A 15,300-nucleotide genomic window follows, 5' to 3' on the forward strand; every position below is an offset into this window, starting at 1 on the left:
TGGCCCGGCTGCTGCGAAGTACGGGTGAAACGCAGCAGCCGAACGGCGTGTCGAGTGGCGGGAGCGCTTGTGGTGGAAGACCGGAAAGTGGCCGTCGTCGGCGCCGGGGTGGCGGGACTGACCGCCGCCTACGTCCTGGCGTCCTCGTGCGAGGTCACCCTGTACGAGGCGGACGGACGGCTCGGCGGCCACGCCCACACCCGCGACCTGCCGGCCCCCGGCGGGCGGCCGGTCGCCGTGGACTCCGGGTTCATCGTCCACAACGAACGTACCTACCCCACCCTGCTCAGGTTGTTCCGGGAGCTGGGGATCGGCACGCAGGACGCCGAGATGAGCATGTCGGTCCGCTGCGACGGCTGCGGCCTGGAGTACGCGGGCGCCCGCGGCCCGGCCGCTCTGTTCGCCTCCCGTCCCGCGCTGCGGGGCCGCTACCTGCGCCTGCTGGCGGAGGTTCCGGTCTTCCACCGCGGCGCCCGCCGCCTGCTGGCCCGACGGCCGCATGCGGGCATCATGTTCGGGGACTTCCTGCGCGAGGGCGGATTTTCTGCCTACTTCGTCAGCCACTTCGCCCTCCCGCTGGTCGCCGCGGTCTGGTCCTGCCCGGCACGCACCGCCCTGTCCTACCCCGCCGCCTACCTCTTCGCCTTCCTCGACCACCACGGCCTGCTCTCCGTCACCGGCTCCCCTCAGTGGAAGACCGTCACCGGCGGCTCCGCCGCCTACGTCGAGGCCGCCGCCAAACGCGTCCAGCGCGTCCGGGTCTCCAGCCCCGTCCACACGGTCCGGCGCACCAGCCGAGGTGTGCTGATCACCACCGGCGACGGAACCACCGACGCCCACGACGCCGTCGTGATCGCCACCCATCCCGACCAGGCACTGCGCATCCTCGCCGACCCCACCACGGACGAGAAGCGGCTTCTGGGTGCCTTCACCTACTCCCGCAACCCCACCGTCCTGCACACCGACGCCTCCGTCCTGCCCCGCTCGCCGCGCGCCCGCGCCTGCTGGAACTACCGCATGACCAGCTGCGACCCCTCGGCCCAGCCCGTGCGCGTCAGCTACGACATGCAGCGCCTGCAGAAACTGCCCGCCGGCGCCGGCTACGTCGTCACCCTCGGCGGCGAGGACGGCATCGCCGCGGACCAGGTGGTGGAGCGGATGATGTACGAGCACCCGGTCTACACCCCTACCTCGGTCGCCGCGCAGCGGGAGCTGCCCCGACTCAACACGGGCGTGACCGCCTACGCCGGGGCCTGGCACGGCTGGGGCTTCCACGAGGACGGCTGCCGCTCCGGCGTGGAGGCGGCCCGCTCCCTGGGGGTGGAGTGGTGACCGGGACCGACTCAACCGCCGCGCTCACGGCGGTCACGGCGCCGGCCCTGTACGAGTGCGTGATCACGCACGTCCGCCGCACGCCCCTGCGCCACGCTCTGCGGCACCGCACCTACCTGTGGTGCGTGGACCTCGACTGGCTGCCGGTGCTGCCCCGGCCGTTGCGTCCGCTGGCCCGCTTCGACGCGCGTGACCACTTCGCCGGCACCGCCGGGTCCGTCCGTGCCGGGCTCGACGCCTTCCTCGCCACGCACGGCGTCGACCTGGAGGGCGGGCGGGTGGTGATGCTCGCGCACGCCCGCGTCTTCGGGTTCGTCTTCAACCCGCTCAGCGTGTTCTGGTGCCACAACGCCGCCGGCGCCCTGGTGTGCGTCGTCGCCGAGGTCCACAACACCTACGGGCAGCGCCACTGCTACCTGCTGCACACCGACGAGGCCGGACAGGCGGCGGTGGACAAGGAGTTCTACGTCTCGCCGTTCTTCGCGGTCGAGGGCCGCTACCGGATGCGGCTTCCGCTGCCAGGCGAACGGCTGACGCTGACCGTTCACCTCGACAACGCGGACGGCCAGGCGTTCACCGCGGTGGTCCGCGGCCGCCGCCGGCCCGCCACCGTACGTGGCCTGCTGTCCGCCGCCGCCCGCAGACCCTTCTCCACCGCCGCCGTCTGGGCCGGCATCCGCCGCCACGGCATCCATCTGCTGCTGCGCGGCCTGCCCGTACACCCCCGTGTCCGTTCCACCCCGCAGAAAGGCATGCTGTCGTGACCCGCCCCGCCCTCACCTCCCAGGGCCGTTCCCGGCTCGCCGGCCGAGCCGTCGGGATCCCCCCGCAGACGCCGGGCACCGGCCCCGCGGCCGCCGCGCCCGCCGTCCGCCGCGCGGACGTCGACGCCGGCCGTTGGCCGGACGTGGCCCGGCTCCCTTCGGCCGGACGCGCCCGGACCGCCGTCGCCAGGTACCTGGTGAGCCGCGCCCTGGAACGGCTGGCCCTGACCGGGCCCTCAGGCCGTGCCCGCCCGTCGGCCGCCGGGCCACGGCTGACGCTCCACGACCCGGACGCCTTCCACCGGCGCATCGGCCGTCACGGACTGATCGGCTTCGGCGAGTCCTATATGGCCGGCGAGTGGGACAGCGACGACCTGGCCGGCGTCCTGACCGTCCTCGCCGCCTACGCCGACGACCTGGTGCCCGCTCCGCTGCGCCGGCTCCGCCGTCTGTGGGTGTCCGCCCGCCCCGCGGCCGACCGGAACACCCGCGACGGGGCACGCGACAACATCCAGCGTCACTACGACCTGTCCAACGACCTGTTCTCCGCGTTCCTCGACCCCACCCTCACCTACTCCTCCGCGGTCTTCACCGCCTTCCCCGCCCGCTTCGAATCCCTCCCCTCCGCACAGCACCGCAAGATCGACCGGCTCCTGGACCTCGCCGACGTGGGCGCGGGCACCCGGCTGCTGGAGATCGGCACCGGCTGGGGCGAACTCGCCCTGCGGGCCGCCGCCCGCGGCGCCCGGGTCACCACCCTGACCCTCTCCACGGAGCAGGCCGCCCTGGCCCGCCAGCGGATCGCCGCGGTCGGACTTACGGACCGGGTGGATGTCCAGCTGCGCGACTACCGCGACATCGAAGGCCGGTACGACGCCGTGATCAGCGTCGAGATGATCGAAGCGGTCGGCGCCGACTACTGGCCCGCCTACTTCACGGCCCTGCGTCGCTCGCTCGCCCCCGGCGGCAGGATCGTCCTGCAGGCCATCACGATGGGCCACCGGGAGATGCTGAACACCGCCGCCACCCACACCTTCATCAGCAAGTACGTCTTCCCTGGCGGCCTGATCCCCTCCCGCGAGGCCATCGCCGAACACTCCGCCGCCGCCGGTCTGCGCACGGACGCCGACGACGGCTTCGGCGACCACTACGCCGAGACGCTGCGTCTGTGGCGCGAACGCTTCACGGCCCACCGCACGGTCGTCGCCGGCCTCGGCTTCGACCCGGTCTTCCAGCGCATGTGGGAGTTCTACCTCGCCTACTCGGAAGCCGGATTCCGCTCCCGGTACCTCGACGTCCGCCAGCTCCTGTTCACCGAAGGTAGGACCCACCGATGAGGCCCGCCGCCGACCGACTCGCCCAGCTCCTCGGCCACTTCCTCCCCGGCCCCCTCCCCGTGCGCATCCGCGCCTGGGACGGCAGCCAGACAGGCCCAGCGGACGCACCCCTCGTGATCCTCCGCTCGCCCGCGGCCCTGCGCCGCCTGCTGTGGCAGCCGGGCGAGCTCGGCCTCGCCGAGGCGTACGTCACCGGAGACCTCGACGTCGACGGCGACCTGGCCGACGCCCTCTCCCACGCCGGCCGCACCGTCCGCGACCGGCCGGCCACACGTCCCGGACCGACGGACATGGCCGCGGCCACCGCCCTGGCGGTACGCCTGGGTGCCGTCGGTCCGCCCCCGAAGCGCCCCGACGGACGGGCCTGCCTGACCGGCAGCCTGCACACCGCCTCCCGGGACCGGGCGGCGATCAGCCACCACTACGACCTCTCCAACGACTTCTACGCCCTCCTCCTCGACGAGACCATGGCGTACTCCTGCGCCTACTGGACCCGACCCGACGAGCCCGCATACACCGTGGCCGACGCCCAGCGCGACAAACTCGACCTGATCTGCCGCAAACTGGACCTGGGCCCGGGAGGCCGGCTGCTCGACGTCGGCTGCGGCTGGGGATCCCTCACCGTCCACGCGGCGCGCGAACACAAAGCCCGCGTCACCGCCGTCACCCTCTCCCGCGCCCAGCACGACCACGTCACCGAACGCGCCGCACGCGAGGGCGTGGCCGACCTCGTCGATGTGCAGCTGCGGCACTGGCGGCACATCGACGGCGGCGGCTACGACGCCGCGGCCGCCGTCGAGATGGGCGAACACGTCGGCGACGCCGAGTACCCCGCCTTCGCCGCCAAGCTGCACGACGCCCTGCGTCCCGAGGGCCGACTGCTGATCCAGCAGATGTCCCGCGGCGCCCACGCACCCGGCGGAGGCGCCTTCATCGAAACGTACATCGCCCCCGACATGCACATGCGCCCCGTCGGCCGCACCGTCGACGTACTGGAGGCCGCGGGCCTGGAGGTCCGGTCCACCGAGTCCCTGCGCGAGCACTACACGAGGACCATCGACGCCTGGCGCTCCACTCTCGAGCGCCGCTGGGGCGACGTCGAGGACCTCGTGGGGGAGACCACCGCCCGGGTGTGGCGCCTGTACCTGGCCGGCGCGTCGCTCGCCTTCGCCGAACGCCGCATGGGCGTCGACCAGATCCTCGCCGTACGGCCCACCCGCGAAGGGGCGTCCGGCATGCCGGCCACTCCCGCCGCCTGGTACCACCCGGCGGACCCGTCATGAACAGCATCGACTGGGGCACCCTCGGCGTCAACCTCGCCGCCGCCGCGGCCACGTCTGGGGCGGTACTCCTGGCCACGTTCGCCGTCGCTGTGCGCCGCGGACTGCACCGTATCGTCGACATCGCCTGGGGCCTCGCCTTCACTGCCGTCGCGACCGTGACCTGGCTGCTGTCGGCCGGGCACGGCGACGACGGCCGCCGCCTGCTCGTCGCCGCGGCGACCGTCCTGTGGGGGCTGCGCCTCGCAGTGCACATCGCACGGCGCTCCCGTGGACAAGGCGAGGACCCGCGCTACACCGCCCTCCTCGACAAGGCCCCCGGCAACCGGACCCTCTACGCGCTGCGCACCGTGTACCTCGGGCAGGCGGCCCTCGTCTGGCTGATCTCCCTGCCCGTCCAGGCCGCCTCCTACAGCTCCGCACCCCTGGACGCCCTGGCGTACGGAGGACTCGCGCTGTGGGCGGCCGGACTCGCCTTCGAGGCCGTCGGCGACCACCAGCTGGCCCGCTTCAAGAAGGATCCCGCCAACCGGGGACGGATCATGGACAAGGGCCTGTGGGCCTGGACCCGCCACCCCAACTACTTCGGGGACAGCCTCGTCTGGTGGGGCCTGTACCTCCTCGCCTGCACCGCCTGGCAGCCGACCTTCGCCGTCCTCGTCTCCCCGGTCCTCATGACCCTGCTCCTCACCGTCGGCAGCGGCAAGCGCCTCCTGGAGAAGCACATGGCCCACCGCCCCGGCTACGCCGCCTACACCGCGCGCACCAGCGGCTTCCTTCCCCTGCCACCCCGCAAGACCCCTCGTGGCACGCCGGAGAGCACGAAATGAGCGAACCCGACCGAAGCAGCACCTTCCATGCTCTGCACATGCCCGAGCCCCGGCTTCGGCGGGCGGCGGGCGCGGTACTGCTGCTGCACGGCGGACGCGCCGACTCCCTCGCACCCCCGCCCGCCCTCAACCTCCCCGACCTGAGGATGAGAGCTTTCGCCCGGACGCTCGCCGAAGACCCCGCCCATGCCGACATCCTCATCGGGTACGTCCGCTACCGGATGCGCGGCTGGAACGGAGAGCGCGCCGACCCCGTACACGACACACGCCGCGCCCTGGCCGAACTCGCGGACATGGCCGGTCCTCTCCCCGTGGTGCTGCTCGGGCACTCCATGGGCGCCCGAGCCGCGCTGCGCGCCGCCGACGATCCGCACGTCCGAGGCATCGTCGCCCTCGCCCCCTGGTGCCCACCCGATGAGCCGGTCACCCACCTGGGTAACCGCACCGTTATCGCCCTGCACGACCCGGCCGACCCGGTCACGTCCGCCACCGACACCTGGACCTACCTCCACCGCGCCGAGGCGGCCGGGACCCGCGTCCGGGGCATCCGCATGCCCGGCGGCCGCCACACCATGATCAGCCGGGCGCGCCTCTGGCACAGCCTCGCCACTCGCAGCACAGCCGAAGTCCTCGGCCTTGCATCCCCTCCCCGCGCCTTTGCCTCCGATCCGGACACGGTGTGGGGGGCCGACCCGCTGGACGCCGCCCTGTTCATCCCCGTCCGCCGGTGAACTTCACGCGATCCGTCTGTGCGCCGCCTCAACCGATCGGTACGTTCAGGCGTCCTCTCCCGCCCGCCCCCGTGACCGAAGGACTCCCCATGTCCCCTGCGCGTTCCGCGCTTCTGCTCGCCGGCCTGATGGCCTCGGCAGGTGTCGCTCACTTCGTCGCACCCAGGCAGTTCGACTCCCTCGTGCCGCGTTCCCTGCCGGGCAGCCCCCGGGCCTGGACCACGGCCAGCGGCGTGGCCGAACTGGCCCTGGCCGCCGGTCTCGCGCTGCCGGCGACCCGAAGGGCAAGCGCCCGGGCCACCGCCTTGTTCTTCGCCGGAGTGTTCCCGGCGAACGTCAAGATGGCCTATGACTGGCGTCACCGTTCGAAGACGGCGAGAGCCGTCGCCTGCGCGAGGCTTCCCCTCCAGGTCCCGCTGATCCTCTGGGCCCGCCACGCCGGTATGCAGGACGTCAGGCAGGGCGCCGACGGGTGAGGAGGAGTGTGGCGGCGACGAGTGCCAGCATTTGGGCGATGACGACGAGGTTCTTGTCGGTGAACCAGGCCGGTTCGTACATGTTGGGCAGGGGGCCGAGCTCTCCGACGTGGACGTAGCGGTAGAGCAGGAGCGCGGCCAGTCCGCCGGCTGCGACGGTCCAGGCGAAGGCGTCTGCCAGGGGGCGGCGCCAGAGAAGGACCAGCAGCGCCGCCAGGGCGGCGACGGCGGCTTCGACTCTGAAGAGCGTGCCCTGGCTGAGGGGCGCACTGACGGCGTCGTAGCGGTCGGCGAGGTGCGCGTGGAAGTAGGCGTCGGCTGCAAGGCCGGCTGCGGCCAGGAGACGGGCGACGCTGCGCAGTTTCCGGTGTGGAGTGTCCGGGCGAGTCGGATCGTGGTGCATGGGGTTGCTCCGGCGTGAGACGCCGCGTGGCCTGTGCGGGTCAGCGGACGGTGAGGGTGCCCGTCATGGACGGATGGATGTCGCAATTCGTCCCTTTCACCCTCCATTCGGTGCGATCGGGAAGGAGGATTGCTTGCCGCGCGCACCACTCCATACGTGAGAATGAGCGTGCTGATCGGCCGCTGGGCGCCTGCCCTGCAAGGCCCCGTGTGAGACCGGCGGACACCGAGGGCCGGCCGGTGCAGGGGCTGGTGTCACCTCGTAGGCTGCCACCATGACCGAGAAGATCCTGACGCCCACGCCCCGTGACGCTTTCGACCTGCTCATGGCCGGTAACGAGCGCTTCGTCTCCGGCGCCTCCGAGCATCCGAACCAGGACGCCGCCCGCCGCACCGAGACCGCACCGTCCCAGAAGCCCTTCGCAGTGATGTTCGGGTGCTCCGACTCCCGGCTGGCCGCCGAGATCATCTTCGATCGCGGCCTGGGCGACCTGTTCGTGGTCCGCACCGCCGGACACGTCGCGGGCACCGAAGTACTCGGAAGCCTCGAGTTCGGCGTCGCGGTCCTCAACGCGCCGCTGGTCGTCGTCCTCGGTCACGACTCGTGCGGCGCCGTGGCCGCGGCCTGCTCCGCCCTGGAGAACGGGCAGACGCCGGGCGGCTTCGTCCGCGACGTCGTCGAACGGGTGACCCCGAGTGTGCTGGCCGCCCGCGCCGCCGGACGCGAGAAGCCCGAGGAGATCCTGGCCGAGCACATCGAGCACACGGTGGACCTGCTGCTGGAACGCTCCCGCGTCCTGGCCGACGCGGTGGCCGAGGGCCGCCTCGGCGTGGTGGGACTGTCGTACCGGCTGGCCGACGGCAGTGCCCAGCTTGTCGCCGCGCGCGGCCTCGACGTGGCGGTTCCCACCGCATCCTGACCATTCTCATCCACCGGCCCGGTCCCGCCCCCAGCCCCGCGCCATATCGGCGCGGAGCGCGAGCCGCGGGATGGGCTGGGGGATGGGCGGTTGTCATTGACGGCGGGCGGCACGAGCTGCGGCCCCGGCTGCCCGACCCGTGCGTGCTCCGCCGAGCCCGGTGGCGAACCAGCGGGGCCGCGGGTCAGACGATGGTCCGGGGCCCTGCGGCGCGGCGGAGCCGGTTGGCGATCGCGAGTCCCAGCCCCTCGTCCTCCGGCAGGGAGGCGACGATGAGGTCGCAGCCCTGCTCGTCGAGTTCACGCAGGAACCCGTACAGCCCGCGCGCGTAGGCGGTCATCGAGGCGGGGACCGCCACCACGGCGTGTGCCTTCACCGGGACGTCGGCGAAAGGAGCGGGCAAGAAGACCCCCACATGGTGTCCCTGTTCGTGGGCGAGTTCCGCTTCGGCGACGACCTTCTCGGGCTCGACGAGGACGACGCGCGCCCGAGGCGCGTAGTGGGACGGATGCTGTCCCGGCACCCGGACATGGCTGGTCGAGGGGACCTCGACCGGGTGCCCCAGGACCGCATCGAGGTCCTCGCGCGTCACCCCGCCTGGACGCAGAATGGCCGGGGTCTCGCCGGTGGCGTCGACGATGGTGGACTCGACGCCGACCTCGCAGGCACCGCCGTCCAGCACGAAGTCCACTGCATCGCCGAGCTCGGCACGGACATGGTCCGCCGTGGTGGGGCTGACCGAGCCGAAGCGGTTCGCGGACGGCGCCGTGACACCGCCACCGAACGCATTCAGCAGCGCGAGCGCGACCGGGTGGTCAGGCACACGCACGGCAAGCGTCTCCAGCCCACCGGTCGCCTCCAGCGGCACGCGGGAACCGCGACGCAGCACCAGCGTGAGAGGGCCCGGCCAGAAGTGCTCGGCCAGCAGACGCGCCGCCGGGGGCACCTCCTCGACCCAGTCGTCCAGCTGCTCCGCGCCGGCGATGTGCACGATCAGCGGGTGAGACGGCGGACGCCCCTTGACCTGGAAGATCCGCGCAATGGCGGCAGGGTCCTCGGCGTTGGCGCCCAGGCCGTAGACCGTTTCGGTCGGGAGGGCCACCAGGCCGCCAGCGTGCAGCACGCCGGCCGCGTTCTCGATGTCATGGGTGCTTGCCGTCACCCTGGTGATTGTAGGGCGGCGGCTGGTGCTGGCCGTCCGCCGGTCAGGAGCAGGTGAAGCCGTTCCTGAGCCGCCGCTTGCCCAGCGCTGTGACCCTTTGCTGCCGATGCTCGGGATGGCGCAGGGCTTCGTTCTCGATGGACAGCTCGGTGACAGCCCGGCGCAGGAACGCTGTCGTGCGACGCTCGACGGTCACCCGCTGCCCTGGCAGATCCGGTCACCGCGCCCTGGGTCGACCGCGCAACCTCAAGATCTGCACCCATCGGAAGCCGTGTCGGCCATCACTCTGCGCAGCAGCTAGGTGTTCTGTCCCGGGACAGACGAAGAACGGGATGCGGAAGGCGTCCGCCATGAACCAGCCGGAGACGGCGACGCGGATCAAGGTGGTGACCGTGCCCGACCGCCCGAACGCCCCGCTCATCCGCGAGCGGCTTGCCGATGCCCTCGAAGGCCGAACGGTGCCGATGGAATGGATCAAGGTGACCGATGCGGACGCCGCCACCCGGCAACGGATGACGGGTGCGCCCACCGTCCTTCTGGGTGGCATCGATCCGTTCGCCCACGACAGCGTGGAGCCGAGCCTGTCCTGCCGGCTCTACCGGCACGCCGACGGCACGACCGCTGGCGCCCCGGCCGTCGCAGACCTCCGCCGCGCTCTGACCGGCGGCCGGCCCGAGACGACCGGGAAGGAGTGAGGCAGGCCGCCCTCTTACGAGACGGTGGCGCTCTTCCGCTCCACCCGCTCGCGCAGCGTCCGCCCGACTCCGGCCAGCCCACCTGATCGACCCCACGCTGACCTTGACGCCCGCTACAGTGTGGCGTTCGTCACGAGAGCCGTTGGAGATAGCGACACGGTGAACAGTTCGCATGCGAAACAGGCCAGGTCTGCGTTCCCCCTGTAAAGCGACACGATCTGCGGGGGACACAGCCTCTGCGGAAACAAACCTGCTGCGGGTCCTGGAGATGAGCGCGACCGCCTTCGGCGTGGTCCTGGGGATCGGCGCCCTCGGCGCGGCCGCCGGGGCGCTGTTCGCGCCCGCCGTCGCGCGGCGGTTCGGACCCGGGCCGATGATGCTCGGCGCGCTCGCGCTCACCCCGCTCACCCAAGTCTCGCTGCTGCTGGCCTCCCCGGGCCTCGGCTGGGAGATCGTCATCGGCGCCGCGCTATTCCTCCAATTGGCCTGCGCGGGGGCGGCGGGCACCACCCAGCGGTCGATCCGCCAGATCATCACCGAGAACAGCATGCAAGCCCGGATGCAGGCCGTGAGCACCTGGCTGACCTCCGGCGCCCGGCCGTTGGGCGCTCTGCTCGCCGGCGGGCTCGGCACGTGGACCGGAGTACGCCCCGCGCTGGTCACCGGTGCCTGCCTGCTGGTCGTCCCGCTTGTGGTCCTGGCCCGTTCACCGCTGCGCGCCCTGCGACAGATGCCCGCCCCTCCTTCGCCACCGGAGGGCACGGGCCACACCACGGGTCAACCGCCTGCCGCAGCCGGGCCGACCGTGCCCGCGCCGGGGTCCGGCCTCGCCGCGGAGGGCTCGGTGGAGGGAGGTATGCCGTGACGCAGCCCATCACCGGCGGTACGGAAGCGGGGCCGACCGCCACCGCGCTCCCCGAACCCTGTACAGCAACACCTTCCCCCGCCGCGCCGGATCCGCGGGTCGCGGCCGCACGGGCAAAGATGGTCGCCCGCCTGGAAGAGGCCGGTGACCTTTACCCCGGACCCGTACGCGATGCGCTCCTTGCCCTGCCGCGCGAGACGTTGATGCCGCAGGCGTACGTACGGCGCAGCGTCCCCGACGAGCCTCCGTGCTGGGAGCTGCTGGACTGGGCGCGGCCCGGCGACCGGGAGGAGTTGCTGGGTTTTCTCCACAGCGGGGACAGCGTGTCCATCCAGCACGATGGCGAGCCGATCCTCGGCCGGGCCGCCGGCGCCCGGTCCGGGGGCGCCATGACGGCGATGTCGAGCACGATGGGCATGACCGCCGACCTGCTGCAACGCTTGGACCTGCGCCGAGGGCAGCGGGTGCTGGACGTCGGCACCGGCGCCGGCGTGACCGCCGCCGTGGCCTGCTTCGTCAGCGGCCACGATGGCGTCGTCACCCTCGATATCGACCGGCACGTGAGCGAAGCCGCCCGCGCGCGTCTGATGGCCTTGGGGTACCGGCCTGCTGTGGTGACCGGGGATGGTCTGGCCGGCTGGCCCGAGCTGGGCCCGTACGACCGGATCTTCGTGTCCTTCGCCGTACCCGGGGTTCCGCCGGCTCTGGTTGCCCAACTCGAGCCAGGCGGGCGCGCGCTGATAACCTTGGGCACCTCCTCCCCGTCCTGGCCGGGCCTGGCGGTGATCAGCAGAACCTCGACCGGCGTTGTAGAGGCGGAGCTGGTCGCGGTGGAGTTCGGACACCGCGGCGGCGTCGGCTTCGACCGGCTGTTCCTGTCCGCCGCCTTCCGTAAAAAGATCGCCCTCTCCGAGGGCGGCCGGACTCGGCGCAGTCGGTTGGAGCCCCCGGCGGACACCGACCGAGGCATGTGGCTGGCCCTGGACCACCTCCACCCCGGGCTGGTCCGCGACTTCAGCGCGGACGACCTGACGATCGGCGCGCCGCGGTGCGGTTCCTGGATGCGGGCACGCCGCGTCGGCCACCGGCGCTGGGAGGTCACCGCCGTCGGGCCACGCGACATCTGGGCGGAGATCCACGACGTCGCTGACCACTGGCGCGCGGCCGGCTCACCGCACACCTACCGGCTTCAGATCGACGCCGACGGCGCCCAGCGGGTGACCAGCCGCTGCGGCGCCCTGTCCTGGGCGCTCACCAACGCCTCGCACACCGATACGGAGGCGGCAGGCGAGCCTGACCCGCACTCCGAGAAAGGCGACAGCCATGCACGTTGATCCCGCAACGGCTACCAGCACCGCCGTCATCCTCACCAACAGCCACGGGCAGTACCTGCTGCACCTGCGGGACGCGCACAAGCCGATCTGCGATCCGGGCACGTGGTCACTGATCGGAGGAGGGCCCGAAGGCCAGGAGACGCCGGACGAAGCGATCGTCCGCGAGCTGCGCGAGGAGGCTGGCCTCGTCATCCCCGACCTGAAACTCTTCACCACGGTGAGCGCCTCTGGGCCCCACGTCACCGAGGGTCGGATCCAGGTCTACGAGGGCCGGTGGGACGGCGACGCCGACCAGCTACCGGTCACCGAAGGCATCATGTTCCGCTGGTTCGACGTCGACACCATGGCCCACCTCTCCATGTGCCCCTGGGCGTACGAGGCGATCCTCGCCCACCGCGCTGGGAACGCCTCCTGCGAGCTCGCGCCGGTACCCGCACAGCGCCCCGTGGCATCGCGGGGCGGTGCGCGTGCCGTGAAGAACGTGATCGGTGCCCACCTCTACCTGGAGCGCGACGGACGCACCCTGCTGGGACTGCGCCATCCCGACGCCGCGTACGCCGCCGAGCACTGGCACGCGCTCGCCGGACACGTCGAGCGGGAATCGGTCCGGTCGTGCCTGGTCCGGGAGGCGGCCGAGGAGGCTGGGCTCGTCATCAGGCCCGAAGACTTGGACCTGGTGCACACGGTCCACCTTCTCGACCACGCCGGCGCCGAGCCGCGCATCGGGCTCTTCTTCCGGGCGACGGCGTGGCGCGGAGAGCCGGAGGTGCGCGAACCGGACCGGTGCGTCCGCTGGGAGTGGTGGCCGCTCGACGGCCTGCCGAAGCCGATGGTGCCCTACACCCGCGCGGCCATCGACGCTATCCGCGCCGGCCGCTCCTACTCCGAGATGGGGTGGGCGTGAACAACGAACCGCTGCCAGTGCCTGACCGGCGCGACGAACCCCCCGCTGGCCCGGAGCCCTCCGGCGAGGCGCTGTTCGGGACGGCGGCGGGCGAGTACGCCCGCTACCGGCCGGGCGTGCCGGACGCAGCCGTACGCCTCCTCGCCGCGACCCTGCACGGAGGGCCCGCGCCCGTCCTGCTGGACCTGGGGACCGGCACCGGCCAAGTCCCCCGCGCGCTGCTACCTGTCGTCCCGCGCATGGCGCACGTCAACCTGGTCGACGTCAATCAGCAGATGCTCGCGCAGGCGATGGCCGAACTCGAACCGCTCCTCGGAGCGTGCACGGTCACCGCGTACGCCGGCGAGGCCCACACCTTCGCCCCCCGAATTCTGAGCCAACGCCCTGATCTGGTCACCTGCTGCCGGGCGTTTCACTGGATGGACCGCCCGGCCGTCCTGAAGATGGCGGACCGGGTGGCCGCCCCGCATGCCGCCGTTGCCGTCATGGGTGACGGGAGCCTGTGGACCCATGACGCCGACTGGACCGTCGCGTTGCGCGCGTTGATCCAGAACTACCTCGGCGAGGGACGGCGCGCGGGCACCCGCGGGACCTATACCGAGCCCGGCCGCTCCTACGAGGACGACCTGGCCGCCTCGGCGTTCAGCGACGTGAGCGAACACCGCTTTCCGTTCACCCGCGCCTGGACCCCCGAATCAGTCATCGGATACCTCCGCAGCACCAGCTTCGCCCGGCCCGCCCTCTTCGCCGACCGACACCAGGCATTCGAGGCCGAGGCCCGCCGGCTTCTCGACGCACACGCCCGCAGCGGGACGCTGCGCGAGGAAGCAGTGTTCACGGTGCTGCTGGCCCGCCGACCCGGGACCGCGTCATGAGCGGCGAGCAGCGGCACCGGGAGCCGGTCGACGTCCACCTGATCCTGCGCCGCGACGGCGCCGCCGGCCCCGAGATCCTGCTGTCCCGCCGCGCCGGGCAGGTCTACGCCTCGGGCCTGTGGCACCTGCCCTCCGGGCACCTGGACGGCCCGCACGAGGACGTCGTCGACGCGCTGATCCGCGAGGCGCACGAGGAGACCGGCGTCGTCATCGACCCGGCGGACGTGCGGTTCGCGGTCACCGTGCACCACCGAAGCCCCGGGGGAGGGGCCCGGACCGGAGTGTTCTTCGAGGTCCGCACCTGGCAGGGCGCCCCTGCCATCCGGGAGCCGGCCGTCTGCGACGCGATGAACTGGTTCCGTCTCGACGCGCTGCCGGACCCGATGGTCGCGTACTGCCGTGCCGGGCTGGACACCTACCGGGAGGGCCAGGCGATGGCCGTGCACTTCCAGCGGCCCGATGACCCGATCTGCTACGACCCGACTGCCGACCGGCGCCGCCCCGTCCCGGCGGTCGGCACGGGCGGGCCGGAGGTGCGACTGCGGGAGTTCACCGAGCGGGCTGTCGGGCGCGTCACTGGTTGGACGGACGTGTCCTGGGCGCGGCAGGGCAGCCAGGTGTGGCGCGCTGCCGGCGCCGAGGGCGGGCTGTGGTTCGTCAAGGTGCACCAGAACGATCGCTTCCACCAGCGGGAGGTGACCGCCTACCGCACCTGGGTTACCGGCCTGGGCGTGGCCGCGCCCCGCCTGGTGGCCGTCGACGAGGCGCTGAGGGCCATCGTCATCACCGCGGTACCGGGCCGCTCCCTGCACGGCGCCGTCCACCCACCGGCAGAACAGCGGCGGATCTTCCACCGCATCGGCCGGCTCGCGGCAGCCATCCACCACAGCGCACCTGCCCGGCCGGCAACCGGCGACACCTTGCCCCTAGGGAAGTGGGAGCGTCACCTCGACGCCGCTCGCCCTCACCTCGCTCCCGGAGACGAGGAGTTCATCCGGGCGATGGTGGTGAAAGCCGCGGGGCTGCCTCCCCTGGAGGCGGGGCCCACGCATGGCGACTTCCAACTGCGCAATCTGCGCTGGGACGAGGCCAGCGGAAGCCTTTACGTCATCGACTTCGAGCGCAGCGAAGACGGCCCGGCCGTACGGGACTTCGTGCGCCTGTCCGACGCCTGGGCGGGCCGGCCGGACCTTTACGAGGCCGTGATGGACGGCTACGGCCGCCCGTTCACCCCGGCCGAGGGGGAACACCTGGCCGTCCTGGACGCCCTGGACGCCCTCTCCGGCATCCAGTACGGCGCCGCCCACGGCGATCCGGAGCTCGTCGAACGCGGCCACCGCACCCTGGCGCGCCTCCGCGCCACAAGCCACCCGTGAACACCGACTTATCCACC

The 15,300-nt window shown here is 72.4% G+C and carries 17 protein-coding genes; 14 read left to right on the forward strand and 3 right to left on the reverse strand.

Translation table 11 applies throughout. From position 1 onward, the window contains the following. The first annotated feature begins 72 nt into the window (after positions 1 to 72). From L6E17_RS21525 to L6E17_RS21555, 7 genes are all read left to right on the forward strand, one after another. Positions 73 to 1,332, forward strand: a complete 1,260-nt coding sequence (locus L6E17_RS21525) for an NAD(P)/FAD-dependent oxidoreductase (RefSeq protein WP_236242382.1) — start codon at positions 73 to 75, stop codon at positions 1,330 to 1,332. Further along, positions 1,329 to 2,096 carry a DUF1365 domain-containing protein gene (locus tag L6E17_RS21530; RefSeq protein WP_236242383.1) on the forward strand — a complete coding sequence of 256 codons (768 nt, stop codon included), beginning with the start codon at positions 1,329 to 1,331 and terminating at the stop codon, positions 2,094 to 2,096. Before L6E17_RS21525 ends, L6E17_RS21530 begins: the two co-directional genes overlap by 4 nt. Next, a complete protein-coding gene (locus tag L6E17_RS21535) occupies positions 2,093 to 3,433 on the forward strand; it encodes a class I SAM-dependent methyltransferase (RefSeq protein ID WP_374109110.1) in 1,341 nt (446 codons plus the stop codon). Before L6E17_RS21530 ends, L6E17_RS21535 begins: the two co-directional genes overlap by 4 nt. Further along, positions 3,430 to 4,716: a cyclopropane-fatty-acyl-phospholipid synthase family protein gene (locus tag L6E17_RS21540; RefSeq protein ID WP_236242384.1), complete on the forward strand. Its 1,287-nt coding sequence runs from the start codon at positions 3,430 to 3,432 to the stop codon at positions 4,714 to 4,716. The genes L6E17_RS21535 and L6E17_RS21540 overlap by 4 nt, the downstream gene beginning before the upstream one ends. Beyond that, positions 4,713 to 5,543 (forward strand): DUF1295 domain-containing protein, encoded by an 831-nt coding sequence (locus L6E17_RS21545; protein WP_236242385.1) that lies wholly within the window; start codon positions 4,713 to 4,715, stop codon positions 5,541 to 5,543. Before L6E17_RS21540 ends, L6E17_RS21545 begins: the two co-directional genes overlap by 4 nt. Next, complete coding sequence (locus L6E17_RS21550) at positions 5,540 to 6,274, forward strand: alpha/beta fold hydrolase (RefSeq protein WP_236242386.1); 735 nt, start codon at positions 5,540 to 5,542, stop codon at positions 6,272 to 6,274. The genes L6E17_RS21545 and L6E17_RS21550 overlap by 4 nt, the downstream gene beginning before the upstream one ends. An 89-nt stretch (positions 6,275 to 6,363) precedes the next feature. Beyond that, positions 6,364 to 6,750 carry a DoxX family protein gene (locus L6E17_RS21555; RefSeq protein WP_236242387.1) on the forward strand — a complete coding sequence of 129 codons (387 nt, stop codon included), beginning with the start codon at positions 6,364 to 6,366 and terminating at the stop codon, positions 6,748 to 6,750. Here L6E17_RS21555 and L6E17_RS21560 read toward each other — a convergent pair. Then, positions 6,728 to 7,153, reverse strand: a complete 426-nt coding sequence (locus tag L6E17_RS21560; RefSeq protein WP_236242388.1) for a hypothetical protein — start codon at positions 7,151 to 7,153, stop codon at positions 6,728 to 6,730. The genes L6E17_RS21555 and L6E17_RS21560 overlap by 23 nt on opposite strands. A 274-nt stretch (positions 7,154 to 7,427) precedes the next feature. On the opposite strand from L6E17_RS21560, the gene L6E17_RS21565 reads away from it, so the two are divergent. Continuing rightward, entirely contained in the window at positions 7,428 to 8,072 is a 645-nt protein-coding gene (locus L6E17_RS21565) for a carbonic anhydrase (RefSeq protein WP_236242389.1), read from the forward strand. A gap of 184 nt (positions 8,073 to 8,256) precedes the next feature. Here L6E17_RS21565 and L6E17_RS21570 read toward each other — a convergent pair whose 3' ends face one another. Both L6E17_RS21570 and L6E17_RS21575 read right to left on the reverse strand, forming a co-directional pair. Then, positions 8,257 to 9,234 (reverse strand): L-threonylcarbamoyladenylate synthase, encoded by a 978-nt coding sequence (locus tag L6E17_RS21570; protein ID WP_236242390.1) that lies wholly within the window; start codon positions 9,232 to 9,234, stop codon positions 8,257 to 8,259. A gap of 43 nt (positions 9,235 to 9,277) precedes the next feature. Continuing rightward, positions 9,278 to 9,430, reverse strand: coding sequence for a hypothetical protein (locus L6E17_RS21575; RefSeq protein WP_236242391.1), 153 nt, complete (start codon positions 9,428 to 9,430; stop codon positions 9,278 to 9,280). A 154-nt stretch (positions 9,431 to 9,584) separates the two neighbouring features. Here L6E17_RS21575 and L6E17_RS21580 point away from each other — a divergent pair, with 154 nt between their 5' ends. The 6 genes from L6E17_RS21580 (at position 9,585) to L6E17_RS21605 (ending at position 15,283) form a co-directional block, all read left to right on the forward strand. Next, the gene (locus L6E17_RS21580) at positions 9,585 to 9,929 is read left to right on the forward strand and encodes a hypothetical protein (RefSeq protein ID WP_236242392.1); all 345 of its coding nucleotides are present in this window, start codon (positions 9,585 to 9,587) and stop codon (positions 9,927 to 9,929) included. Positions 9,930 to 10,197: 268 nt separating this feature from the next. Continuing rightward, positions 10,198 to 10,794, forward strand: coding sequence for an MFS transporter (locus L6E17_RS21585; RefSeq protein WP_236242393.1), 597 nt, complete (start codon positions 10,198 to 10,200; stop codon positions 10,792 to 10,794). Then, entirely contained in the window at positions 10,791 to 12,128 is a 1,338-nt protein-coding gene (locus tag L6E17_RS21590; protein WP_236242394.1) for a methyltransferase, read from the forward strand. The genes L6E17_RS21585 and L6E17_RS21590 overlap by 4 nt, the downstream gene beginning before the upstream one ends. Beyond that, the gene (locus L6E17_RS21595) at positions 12,118 to 13,032 is read left to right on the forward strand and encodes an NUDIX hydrolase (RefSeq protein WP_236242395.1); all 915 of its coding nucleotides are present in this window, start codon (positions 12,118 to 12,120) and stop codon (positions 13,030 to 13,032) included. Before L6E17_RS21590 ends, L6E17_RS21595 begins: the two co-directional genes overlap by 11 nt. Next, a complete protein-coding gene (locus L6E17_RS21600; RefSeq protein WP_308315917.1) occupies positions 13,029 to 13,907 on the forward strand; it encodes a class I SAM-dependent methyltransferase in 879 nt (292 codons plus the stop codon). Before L6E17_RS21595 ends, L6E17_RS21600 begins: the two co-directional genes overlap by 4 nt. Then, the gene (locus L6E17_RS21605) at positions 13,904 to 15,283 is read left to right on the forward strand and encodes a phosphotransferase (protein ID WP_236242396.1); all 1,380 of its coding nucleotides are present in this window, start codon (positions 13,904 to 13,906) and stop codon (positions 15,281 to 15,283) included. Before L6E17_RS21600 ends, L6E17_RS21605 begins: the two co-directional genes overlap by 4 nt. Positions 15,284 to 15,300: the final 17 nt, after the last annotated feature.

The sequence above is a fragment of the Streptomyces sp. CC228A genome, assembly GCF_021390935.1.
Classification (GTDB): domain Bacteria; phylum Actinomycetota; class Actinomycetes; order Streptomycetales; family Streptomycetaceae; genus Streptomyces.

Bases quoted from the DNA above. Each gene is read 5' to 3' on its own strand.
- L6E17_RS21540 (WP_236242384.1), top strand. From the start codon at position 3,430: ATGAGGCCCGCCGCCGACCGACTCGCCCAGCTCCTCGGCCACTTCCTC.
- L6E17_RS21545 (WP_236242385.1), top strand. From the start codon at position 4,713: ATGAACAGCATCGACTGGGGCACCCTCGGCGTCAACCTCGCCGCCGCC.
- L6E17_RS21550 (WP_236242386.1), top strand. From the start codon at position 5,540: ATGAGCGAACCCGACCGAAGCAGCACCTTCCATGCTCTGCACATGCCC.
- L6E17_RS21555 (WP_236242387.1), top strand. From the start codon at position 6,364: ATGTCCCCTGCGCGTTCCGCGCTTCTGCTCGCCGGCCTGATGGCCTCG.
- L6E17_RS21560 (WP_236242388.1), bottom strand. From the start codon at position 7,153: ATGCACCACGATCCGACTCGCCCGGACACTCCACACCGGAAACTGCGC.
- L6E17_RS21565 (WP_236242389.1), top strand. From the start codon at position 7,428: ATGACCGAGAAGATCCTGACGCCCACGCCCCGTGACGCTTTCGACCTG.
- L6E17_RS21580 (WP_236242392.1), top strand. From the start codon at position 9,585: ATGAACCAGCCGGAGACGGCGACGCGGATCAAGGTGGTGACCGTGCCC.
- L6E17_RS21585 (WP_236242393.1), top strand. From the start codon at position 10,198: ATGAGCGCGACCGCCTTCGGCGTGGTCCTGGGGATCGGCGCCCTCGGC.
- L6E17_RS21595 (WP_236242395.1), top strand. From the start codon at position 12,118: ATGCACGTTGATCCCGCAACGGCTACCAGCACCGCCGTCATCCTCACC.
- L6E17_RS21605 (WP_236242396.1), top strand. From the start codon at position 13,904: ATGAGCGGCGAGCAGCGGCACCGGGAGCCGGTCGACGTCCACCTGATC.